Below are 9,190 nucleotides of genomic sequence, written 5' to 3'. Positions count from 1 at the left end.
CTGGAATAGCCTCATCGCCGAGACCGGACGCATCCGCTCCCTCACCGACTTCGAGTGGGCGCGACAGGTCAATCCATAGTGCGCTTGGTATGACTGCTCGGCGAGCACCGTCTGCTCTGCGGCGACAGCACCGACGCCGCCAGCGTCGCGCGGCTGATGGGCGACGAGCGCGCGGTGCTGCTGTTCACTTCCCCGCCCTATGGCAACCAGCGCGCCTACACCACGGGCGGCGTCTCGAATTGGGACGCGCTGATGCAGGGCGTGTTCCAGCATGTCAACGTGGCCCTGCGGGGCGACGGTCAGGTGCTGGTGAACCTCGGCCTGATCCATCGCGACGGCGAGTGGCAGCCCTACTGGTCGGGTTGGCTCGACTGGATGCGCGCCCGTGGCTGGCGCCGATTTGGGCTCTACGCCTGGGACCAGGGGCCGGGCCTGCCGGGCGACTGGAACGGTCGCCTGGCGCCGGCCTTCGAGTTGGTGTTCCACTTCAATCGCGAGGCGCGGGCGCCCAACAAGATCATCCCCTGCAAATGGGCCGGCACGCCGAACAAGGGCAGTGGGCTGCGCGCCGTCGACGGCGAGGTGAAAGCCTATACCCATGTCGGCCTGCCGGTGCAGGAGATGCGCATCCCAGACAGCGTGCTCCGCATCACCCGTCATAAGGGGCGCGGCATCGAGACGCAGCATCCGGCTGTGTTCCCGGTCGCGCTGCCGGAACTGCTCATGCAGACCTACGCCAATCTCGGCGACGCGGTGTTCGAGCCCTTCGCCGGTTCCGGCACCACGATCCTGGCCGGGCAGCGGACGGGGCGGAAGGTGCGGGCGATCGAACTCGCACCGGCCTATGTCGACCTTGCCATCGCGCGCTACCGCATGATGTTCCCTGAACTGAGCGTCACGCTTGACGGCGACGGGCGTGCCTACGATGCGATTGCCGCCGAGCGGGGTGCGGAGGTCACGGCCAATGCAGCCTGATCTTCGCGTCGAAACGATGCCGGTCGCAGCACTCGCGCCCTATGCTGCCAACGCCCGGCTGCATCCGACCGAGCAGGTGGCGCAACTCGCCGCCTCGATCGCCGAATTCGGCTTCAACGTGCCGGTGCTGGTCGACGATGCTGGGGTGCTGATCGCCGGGCACGGCCGCGTCCTGGCCGCGAAAGCGCTCGGGCTGCAGGAGGTCCCCGCCATCCGCCTCGGCCATCTGACCGAGGCGCAGGCACGGGCCTATCGCCTGGCGGACAACCAGCTGGCGTTGAACTCGACTTGGGACGAGGGCCTCCTGGCAGCCGAGTTGCGCGCGCTGCGCACCGAGGAGTTCGATCTCGGGCTGATCGGCTTCGATGGGGCGATGCTCGATCGGCTGCTCGCCGATGCAGCGCCTGATGCTCCAGCAGCGGCGGGCGGCGATCCCGACGCCCCGGCGCCGGAGCCCCCGGCCGCGCCCGTCACGCGCCCCGGTGACCTTTGGTTGCTCGGGCCGCACCGTCTGCTCTGCGGCGACAGCACCAGCGCCGCGGACGTCGCGCGGCTGCTCGACGGGGCGCGGCCCCATCTGATGGTCACCGACCCGCCCTATGGCGTGAACTACGATCCGGAATGGCGCAACGAGGCCGGCGTTTCCGCGACCAGCCGGTCGTCGCGCTGGCTGGCCTGGCTGAGGATGATCCGCTGGGTGTCGGAGAGCTTCATCTCGGGGCTCCTGGTTCGGCACCCGAGAATCCGGGTGCTACGGCCCCGAGCCCCGTGCGGGGCGATGCGGCGCCGGTCTGCGGCGCGTGACGCATGCTTCGCGCTGCGGCGGGGGCTGAGAGCTGGCGGCATGCCTCGGGACACCGCCTGCCCATCGCCATGGCAGCGATCGACAGCGGCGACGGCATGACCACCGCCGAGGTCTATTCCTTCGTGCGGCGGGCCGGGGCCGGTCGCGCCATCGCGGTCAAGGGCCAGGACGGCCTGCGCGCCGCGATCGGCCAGCCCGCGGCGACGGAGGTGCGGCGCAACGGCCGCAAGCTCGGCGGGCTCAAGGTCTGGCCGGTCGGCTCCTCCTTCCTCAAGGCCGGACCTATGGCTGGCTCAAGCTCGACCGCCCCACCGCGGAGAGCGGTGATCCGTTCCCCTCCGGCTTCGTGCACCTGCCGATCCATGCCGCCGGCGAGGAGTTCTGTCGGCAGCTCACCGCCGAGCAGCTGGTCGCCCGCGCTGGCCGCAACGGCTTTCGCCGCCTCGAATGGGTGAAGACCCGCGAACGCAACGAGGCGCTGGACTGCCGCGTCTATGCACGCGCGGCCGCGGCCGCCCTCGGCATGGGTGGCTGGGGTGAGGGGCGCTGGGCGCGGATGGCGGATGCGCTGTCGCTGCCCGCCGACGAACCATCCTCCGCGGCGGCGCAGACATCGTCCGCCGCTGCACCGCCGAAGCGACGATTGCCGTAAGCGGGCATCAGCGTCGGCCAGCGCGCGATCCGCACCTCGTTGGGCATGCTTGGACTTCAGTCGTGCCACCAGCGCCGGCGTACTTGGAAGCCGGTTTCGCGGGGGGAGATCGGTGCATCGCGGCACCTGCCACACGGCACAAGCCAGGCTACCAGGGCCCTTCGCGCAGCCACGCTTCGAGCATCGGCAGTCTGTCCTGCCCCCAGAAGGGCTCACCGTCCACGACGAAGAACGGCGCGCCGAACACCCCCAAGGCCAGCGCTTCCGCGGTCGCCGCCCGCAGCGCCTCCCGCGCTGCCGGCGAGAGCGCATCGCATGCCGCGTCGTCGGCCTCCCGCCCGAGCCGCGCGGCGAAGGCTTTGGCGCTCTCGAGGTCATCCAGGGCCTCACCGCGTGCGAAGACCGCTGCAAGGGCTTCGCGGGCGAACCGTGCGGCGAGTTCCGCGTCCGACAGGGCAATCGCGTGGAACACCCGGGCCAGAGAGAGCGACGTGCCCGCCGCTGGCGTGGCCGTCACGAAGGCGAGGCCAAGGTGCCGCGCGATTCGCGCCACATCGCGGCGCGCGTAGTCGCCACGCAGGCGCTGCTCGGCGAGCGGGCGCATGCCGGTCTCCCGGAAGATCACGCCGAGAAGGATCGCCCGCCACTCGACCGGCCTGCCACACCGCGCGGCGACCGCCTCGACCTGTGTCGAGGCAAGCCAGGCATACGGGGATCCGAAGTCGAACCAGAACGTGATTGGCGAATGCATGGCGTCAGTCATGTGGCGTCCTCGTTCAGGCGCAGCTTGCGCGCGCACCTGGCCGCGCTCAAGCTGCCGCACCATGAGTTGCCTTCAGCAAAGATGAGGAGAACTTGGTTCTAGCGTCGTCCTGCCACCTCCACGCTGCATTCATTGCAGGCCGGGGAGCGCGAGCGCATGACGGACGGCGCCAGAGGGACGCACCTGCGAAGGGTGGTCGTGGTCGCGGCGGCGGTGATGTCCGTCTCGATGGGGCTGCGGCAGTGCTTCGGCCTGTTCCTCGGCCCGGTCGGCACCGAACTGGGAGTCACGGCGGCCGCTTTCGGCTTCGCGGTTGCACTTCACAACCTGGTCTGGGGTGCGGCCCAGCCCTTCGTCGGCGCGTTGGGCGACCGCTACGGGCCAAGGCCCGTGCTGCTCGGCTGCGGCGTACTCTATGCGCTCGGGCTCCTTCTGATGGCCACCTCGCGCACGCCCTGGATCGGGCTCGACCTCGGCCTCGGCGTCCTGACCGGACTTGGCATCGCGGGGACAGGCTTCGGCGTGCTGCTCGGTGCCGTCTCCCGTGCGGCGGCGCCGGAGCGGCGCAGCCTGCTCGTCGGCCTCGTCTCGGGCGCCGGCTCGGTGGGCATACTTCTCCTCGCGCCGGCGGGCGAGGCGATGATCGCCGCCTTCGGATGGCGCGGCGCGGCACTCGGCTATGCCGCAGCCTGCGGGGCAATGGTGGTGGTTTCCGTCTTCATCGGCGGTGCGCCGCGGGGGTCGGCGGTCCGCAAGCCGGCAATCCCGCTCGGCCGGACGCTACGTACCGCGCTTGCGCATCCCGGGTTTGTCGTCATGTCGGTCGCCTTCTTCGCTTGCGGATTCCAACTGATGTTCATCACGACGCACCTGCCGCGGTTCCTCGGCCTCTGTGGGCTAGCGCCCGCGGTCGGCGCGCAGGCGCTGGCGGTGATCGGTGTGTGCAACGCCTTCGGGTCCTATGCCTTCGGCCGGCTCGGCCAGCGCTACAGCCCGAAGCGGCTGCTGGCGGGGATCTACGCGATACGCACGCTTGCGATCCTGGCCTATCTCGCCGCCCCCGTATCAGCCACGAGCACGCTGGTCTTCGCGGCGGTGATGGGCGCCACCTGGCTCGGCGTGGTGCCCCTCGTCTCGGCGCTGATCGGGCGGCTTTTCGGGCTGGAGCGGTTCAACATGCTCTTCGGCGTGGTCTTCTTCGGGCATCAGCTTGGCGGCTTCGCCGGCGCCTGGATGGGAGGGCTCGTGCTCGACGCGACTGGCGGCTACGCGGCGGCCTGGTGGGCGCTGATCGCCGTGGGTGCAGCGGCGGCACTGCTGCAATGGCCCATGGACGATCGGCCCCGCTCGCTCCCTGGTGCCGCACCGGCATGAATCTCCTCCACGACATCGGGCCGGGAGCCTCCCGCTTGATGCCGCCGGCTGGCTTCGCGCCCGCCTGGATGCTCTTCGCTTGTCGCTTCACCGACGGCAACCGGGTCCCAGGCGATGCTTGGGGCAGGCTTTCCTAGAGCGACAACCGGTGCGCGGCTCCCTGCTCCGCGAAGCAGTGGTATCGCCGCGAACTCTTCAGGATATCCTCGGCAGCCATCGGCGCAGCGTCACCAGGGCGTTCCGTCCTTGCGCGCGAAGTGCCAGGCTCCATCCGGCCCCAGTACCGCCTGGAGGTCATCGTCAGGGTAGCTTGCGCTGTCCCCGGCGTCCGGTCACCAATCTCCAGGATGACGCAGTCGCGGTCGGTGCGGTTCTCGAGGTGGTGCGGGGTGCCGCCAGCCGCAAAACCGGCCACCATGCCGGGGCGGAGGTGCGTCTCGCCGTGGTCGGTGAGGAGAGTTGGCTCGCCTTCCACGACGTAGATGAACTCGTCCTGCCGCGAATGCACATGGTGCAGCGCCGAGACGGCGCCAGGGCGCAACAGGGTGAGATTCACCCCGAAGTTTCGTAGCCCGAACAGGTCGCCGAGCGGCCGCTTCACGCGGCCAGCCATGCGGGCGGCGAAGGGCGCCGGATAGTTGCTCGGCTTCGAGCGCGCGGGCGCCCCGGCCGCGATCACTGCCGGGAGGAAGGCTTTGCCTGTGCTGTCGGTCATCGGGTCATGGCTCTCCTTCAAATGTCACCGCGTAGGCACACGGCACGCGCCGAGGCATGGTCAAGCCGCTTCCATCAGCGGACCTTGCCAGCACTTCGACATCACGATCTCCAGAATGGCCGCCGCACGGCATGCGCGACGTCGTAGCGATTGACGTTCATGTCGCGCAGCTCGCGGTCCGACATCTCCCTCAGCTTGTTCGACTCGGCCAAGCGACGACGCCACAGGTGCATCAGTCGCGTGAGCCGCCCAACGGCGCGGCACATCGAAGAGCGCAGGATGCGCGCACGCAACCGGCTCGCGCCCGAGAGGAGTTCAGCGCGCCGCGGTGCCACGTCCTGGCCGTGCCTCGGGTGGTGATGATGTGGCGTGTGGTGGATGAGCCCGATCTGCAGGAACTCGTTCGACATGGCAGTCTCCTCGTTGCGCTAGAATCACGCCTGCGGCTCCATTCGTCCGGGTCCGGCGCGCCAATGCGGCAGGACAGCGTCGCCGCGGCGCAAACGGACCGGACGGCGGAAGTGCGGTGGATCGCGCAAGCCGATTGCCTACCCTCCGTCGAGCCGGCAGTCTTTCACCGCTCGCGGACGTGCTGCGGGCGCCGCTCGCGGAAGACGGCGATGCTCTCCTGTCCATACTTGCAGCCTGCGGCAGTGCTCCGTGCAGCGCGAATGCGAACTCCTCACGTCCAATGAGTCGTCGTCGTCGTCATGCGGCCGCGGCCGACGACGTGGACCAGGGGCGCGATCTTGACAGGTCAGCCATGCTGACCGTTGCATGGAGACGCGGCTCAATTCGCCCTGCAATGGCGCTGGAGGTCCACTGGCCATGGCGCACAAGCTGCCCCCGCTCTCCGCCTTGCGCATGTTCGAGGCCGCCGGTCGCTGCGGCGGCTTCACCGCCGCCGCCAGCGAGTTGGGCGTGACGCCGAGCGCCGTCAGTCACGGCGTCCGCGCGCTTGAGGACGCCCTCGGCGTGCCGCTTTTCCACCGCGACCAGCGCGGAATGCGTCTCACGCCGGCCGGAGAGACGCTCCTGCGCGAGGCGACCCGGGCATTCGAAGGTCTCTCCCGCTGCGTTGAGGCATTGACGGGGCCGCGCGCCGGTCGCCGCCTGACCGGCAGCGTGGCACCGACCTTCGCCACAAGATGGCTGATGCCGCGCTTGCCTGACCTGCGGCGGCGGCATCCGTCGCTCGATCTGTCGATCTCGACGGAGCGCGAGCATGTGGAGATCGGTGACGGACGCTTTGACTTCGCCATACGGATGGCCAGCGCGCCTGCCGGGCCTGCGGAGTGGCACCGGCTGGTATCCGTCCGACTAGTGCCGGTGGCCGCGGCGGATTGTCGTCTAACGCTGTCGGAGGCACTGGCGCGCCTGCCCGCGATTCACGTCACGGCGGCGGGGGAGGATTGGGCTTCCTGGGCCGCGTTGCGGGGCCTTCCTCCACCCGATCCGTCGCGCGGCCTCCGCTTCGACACTATTCAATTGGCCTTGGATGCGGCGGCTCAGGGCCTGGGCCTGGCCCTGGCACGGCTGCCGGTCTGCGCGGACGACATCGCGGCCGGGCGGGTCCACGCGCTGGATGCGCCAATCGAGGGCGGCACCGCCTATTGGCTCGTGACCCGCCCCGGCCTGCTGCGGCAGCGCCAGGGCAGGCAGCTGGCGGCATGGCTGCGGGAGCAGCTGGATGGCGAGACCCTGGCGGCCTGAATCCTCCCTTTCAAGGGCGCGGATCCGGTACAGGACGCGAGTCTGGGTTGGCGCCCGTCAACGAGAGAAGGCTGCCTGCTGCCAGCAGCACCAACGCGAAAGCAAGGGTCGTCGTGGGATGCTCGGACAGGAGCGGCAGCGCGGTCAGCGCCGTCGCAGAGGGCACCAGCGCCGTGCACACCGCGGCGCCGACCGCTCCCAATCGCAGAACGACCCAGCTGTAGACGAAGACCGAGACGGTGCCGACCATGACACCTTGAACCGCTACCTGTGTGACCACCACCTCGAGCCCGGCGCGGGGCAGCTGCGATTCAAGGAACAGCAAGTAGAACGGCAGGTAGACCACGGCCGACCATGCGCTAACCGTCGCCGCCGTGACGACCGGATCGAGCTTCAAGCGCGCCGCGAGCAATCCGAAGCCCGACCAAGTGGCGGAAGCCAACAGGATCAGCCCCGCGCCCGCGAGTTGTCGTCCTCCCCAATTGTCCACACTGTCCCAGACGATGACGGCGAGCGTGATCGCCATGAGACCGACCCCGATCCCCCGGCGTAGATTGGTGCCTGACCGGCCCATCGCGAGGCCGATCGCGACAGTGAAGACGGGCAGCGATCCGTGCAGAAGCGCGCCCGCATGCGACGCGGGCACGATGGCGAGGCCAGCAAAGGCCGGAATGGCGAAACCGATCCCTCCCGCCGCAGCCAGCATCAGCGACTCTGCGCTGAGGAGCGCCCATCCCCGCCGCGTGATCGCGAAAGGCAGGAGAAGCAGACCGCTCGTGGCGAACCGGATGGCCACGAGATCCTGCGGCGCGAGCGAATCGCCGTAGGCGAGGCGGGACGCTAGCGTGAAGCTTGTCAGGATGCCGATCAATGTGGCGCCGGCGGCAAAATTGAAGAGCCAGGTCACGTCCTGCCGCCCGACGGCGAGCGAGGTTCGGCGCCGCTCCGCGAGGCCGGAGGGCGCTCCGAACGGAGCCAGGGGATCGCACAGTCGTACTGCTCGGCCATTCGGTCTCACTGATCCGATAGGAGCATGCAATCTGCCGTAGCGGGTGCGCCGAATGGCGCGAGATCTTCTCAACGCCGATGACGATTCTTCACAAGATCGTCGCCCCCTGATCCCCACCTTCTGCGCACCGCGACCAACGGCCACTGAGTGTTGCTCACATACGTTGAGGAGGAATCGGTTTGTGCCATTCCGGCGCGCTGCCACAAGCGACGCCAGTCAGATACTGCCGACGGAACGAAGGAAGTTTCCGATGCCTCTGCTCCACGTCTCCCTGCGCGCCGGGAAGCCGGACGCCCATCGCCAGGCGATCTTCGATGGGCTCTATCGGGCGATGCGGGAGACCTTCGATGTGCCCGAGGGCGACCAGTTCATGGCGATAACGGAGCACAGCGCCGCGAACTTCCGCTTCGGGGACTCGTACCTCGGCGTTGTGCGCAGCGACGATGTGGTTTTCATCCAGATCACGGCGAACAACACCCGTACGCTCGATCAGAAGAAGGCCCTGTTCCGGCGCATCGCGGAACTGCTGGCCGAGAAGCCCGGTGTCCGACCCGAGGACGTGTTTGTGAGCCTCGTTGAGGTTGCGAAGGAGAACTGGTCGCTCGGCAATGGACTCGCGCAGTATGCGTGACACACCGGCTGCCTTACGGCACCTGCCGTACGCCGGGCATAGAGCGTCGCCTTACCGCACGTCGAGCCAGCCGCATCGCTGCGCGCGAATGGGGTCCCAGTTCACAGAGCCCTGATGTCTGACCGCTCTGCGATCTTCAATCCGCTTGGCGATGGCACCGATCCGGGCGCCAGGGTGAAGGCCGCGGTCACGACGGCCGAAGCCTTCACGGAGCGCTTCAACGCCCGCGATCTTGCCGGCATGGATGCGCTGCTGCACTTTCCTCACGTCATCCTGTCCGGCGAGAAGCTGGTTGTATGGGACCAACCGGGGCAGATGCCGGCTGACTTCTTCGAGCATCTTGTCAGGACGACGGGCTGGGCACGGACGCACTATGTCGAACTGCGCGCTGTGCTGCTCAACGTGCGCAAGGTGCATCTCTTCGTGGACTACACCCGGAACCGAGGCGATGGTTCGGTCATCTCGCGCCACCAGAATCTTTGGATCGTAACGCAGGACGAGGGCCGCTGGGGCATCAAACAGCGCTCCTACTGAACGTACCCCCGGGCAGCTT

The 9,190-nt window shown here is 68.7% G+C and carries 12 protein-coding genes; 8 read left to right on the top strand and 4 right to left on the bottom strand.

Going from position 1 to position 9,190, the window contains the following annotated elements:
• Positions 1–156 precede the first annotated feature (156 nt).
• The 4 genes from GXW74_RS25630 to GXW74_RS28495 are packed head-to-tail and all read left to right on the top strand — an operon-like array spanning position 157 to position 2,432.
• Complete coding sequence (locus GXW74_RS25630) at positions 157–975, top strand: DNA-methyltransferase (protein ID WP_246524131.1); 819 nt, start codon at positions 157–159, stop codon at positions 973–975.
• A complete protein-coding gene (locus tag GXW74_RS25625; RefSeq protein ID WP_211849479.1) occupies positions 965–1,879 on the top strand; it encodes a ParB N-terminal domain-containing protein in 915 nt (304 codons plus the stop codon). Before GXW74_RS25630 ends, GXW74_RS25625 begins: the two co-directional genes overlap by 11 nt.
• Positions 1,783–2,235: a terminase gpA endonuclease subunit gene (locus GXW74_RS28240; RefSeq protein ID WP_338148334.1), complete on the top strand. Its 453-nt coding sequence runs from the start codon at positions 1,783–1,785 to the stop codon at positions 2,233–2,235. Before GXW74_RS25625 ends, GXW74_RS28240 begins: the two co-directional genes overlap by 97 nt.
• Positions 2,127–2,432, top strand: coding sequence for a terminase gpA endonuclease subunit (locus GXW74_RS28495; RefSeq protein ID WP_211849477.1), 306 nt, complete (start codon positions 2,127–2,129; stop codon positions 2,430–2,432). The genes GXW74_RS28240 and GXW74_RS28495 overlap by 109 nt, the downstream gene beginning before the upstream one ends.
• A gap of 148 nt (positions 2,433–2,580) precedes the next feature.
• Here GXW74_RS28495 and GXW74_RS25615 read toward each other — a convergent pair whose 3' ends face one another.
• Positions 2,581–3,195: a 2-hydroxychromene-2-carboxylate isomerase gene (locus GXW74_RS25615; RefSeq protein WP_211849475.1), complete on the bottom strand. Its 615-nt coding sequence runs from the start codon at positions 3,193–3,195 to the stop codon at positions 2,581–2,583.
• Positions 3,196–3,351: 156 nt separating this feature from the next.
• On the opposite strand from GXW74_RS25615, the gene GXW74_RS25610 reads away from it, so the two are divergent.
• On the top strand, positions 3,352–4,569 hold the full coding sequence (locus GXW74_RS25610) for an MFS transporter (protein WP_211849473.1): 1,218 nt from the start codon (positions 3,352–3,354) through the stop codon (positions 4,567–4,569).
• A gap of 133 nt (positions 4,570–4,702) precedes the next feature.
• Here the strand turns inward: GXW74_RS25610 and GXW74_RS25605 are convergent, their stop codons facing one another.
• Positions 4,703–5,284 (bottom strand): cupin domain-containing protein, encoded by a 582-nt coding sequence (locus tag GXW74_RS25605; RefSeq protein ID WP_272877362.1) that lies wholly within the window; start codon positions 5,282–5,284, stop codon positions 4,703–4,705.
• Positions 5,285–5,385: 101 nt separating this feature from the next.
• Positions 5,386–5,694 (bottom strand): DUF1127 domain-containing protein, encoded by a 309-nt coding sequence (locus tag GXW74_RS25600; RefSeq protein ID WP_211849471.1) that lies wholly within the window; start codon positions 5,692–5,694, stop codon positions 5,386–5,388.
• A gap of 418 nt (positions 5,695–6,112) precedes the next feature.
• Here GXW74_RS25600 and GXW74_RS25595 point away from each other — a divergent pair, with 418 nt between their 5' ends.
• A complete protein-coding gene (locus tag GXW74_RS25595) occupies positions 6,113–6,997 on the top strand; it encodes a LysR substrate-binding domain-containing protein (protein ID WP_211849463.1) in 885 nt (294 codons plus the stop codon).
• 10 nt (positions 6,998–7,007) lie between these two features.
• Here GXW74_RS25595 and GXW74_RS25590 read toward each other — a convergent pair whose 3' ends face one another.
• Positions 7,008–7,904, bottom strand: a complete 897-nt coding sequence (locus GXW74_RS25590; RefSeq protein WP_211849458.1) for a DMT family transporter — start codon at positions 7,902–7,904, stop codon at positions 7,008–7,010.
• Positions 7,905–8,256: 352 nt separating this feature from the next.
• On the opposite strand from GXW74_RS25590, the gene GXW74_RS25585 reads away from it, so the two are divergent.
• Complete coding sequence (locus tag GXW74_RS25585; RefSeq protein ID WP_211849456.1) at positions 8,257–8,637, top strand: tautomerase family protein; 381 nt, start codon at positions 8,257–8,259, stop codon at positions 8,635–8,637.
• Positions 8,638–8,751: 114 nt separating this feature from the next.
• Positions 8,752–9,171 carry a hypothetical protein gene (locus tag GXW74_RS25580; RefSeq protein WP_211849453.1) on the top strand — a complete coding sequence of 140 codons (420 nt, stop codon included), beginning with the start codon at positions 8,752–8,754 and terminating at the stop codon, positions 9,169–9,171.
• Positions 9,172–9,190 lie beyond the last annotated feature (19 nt).

Origin of the sequence: Neoroseomonas eburnea, from assembly GCF_018129005.1 — a bacterium.
GTDB lineage: Bacteria > Pseudomonadota > Alphaproteobacteria > Acetobacterales > Acetobacteraceae > Neoroseomonas > Neoroseomonas eburnea.
Note: the sequence above shows the minus strand (reverse complement) of the source record. Positions and strands in the feature narration are given on the sequence as shown.

What these genes read in the sequence shown, in the direction of transcription:
- GXW74_RS25630 (WP_246524131.1), top strand. Translation starts at nt 157, where the DNA reads ATGGGCGACGAGCGCGCGGTGCTGCTGTTCACTTCCCCGCCCTATGGC.
- GXW74_RS25625 (WP_211849479.1), top strand. Translation starts at nt 965, where the DNA reads ATGCAGCCTGATCTTCGCGTCGAAACGATGCCGGTCGCAGCACTCGCG.
- GXW74_RS28240 (WP_338148334.1), top strand. Translation starts at nt 1,783, where the DNA reads ATGCTTCGCGCTGCGGCGGGGGCTGAGAGCTGGCGGCATGCCTCGGGA.
- GXW74_RS25615 (WP_211849475.1), bottom strand. Translation starts at nt 3,195, where the DNA reads ATGACTGACGCCATGCATTCGCCAATCACGTTCTGGTTCGACTTCGGA.
- GXW74_RS25610 (WP_211849473.1), top strand. Translation starts at nt 3,352, where the DNA reads ATGACGGACGGCGCCAGAGGGACGCACCTGCGAAGGGTGGTCGTGGTC.
- GXW74_RS25605 (WP_272877362.1), bottom strand. Translation starts at nt 5,284, where the DNA reads ATGACCGACAGCACAGGCAAAGCCTTCCTCCCGGCAGTGATCGCGGCC.
- GXW74_RS25600 (WP_211849471.1), bottom strand. Translation starts at nt 5,694, where the DNA reads ATGTCGAACGAGTTCCTGCAGATCGGGCTCATCCACCACACGCCACAT.
- GXW74_RS25595 (WP_211849463.1), top strand. Translation starts at nt 6,113, where the DNA reads ATGGCGCACAAGCTGCCCCCGCTCTCCGCCTTGCGCATGTTCGAGGCC.
- GXW74_RS25585 (WP_211849456.1), top strand. Translation starts at nt 8,257, where the DNA reads ATGCCTCTGCTCCACGTCTCCCTGCGCGCCGGGAAGCCGGACGCCCAT.
- GXW74_RS25580 (WP_211849453.1), top strand. Translation starts at nt 8,752, where the DNA reads ATGTCTGACCGCTCTGCGATCTTCAATCCGCTTGGCGATGGCACCGAT.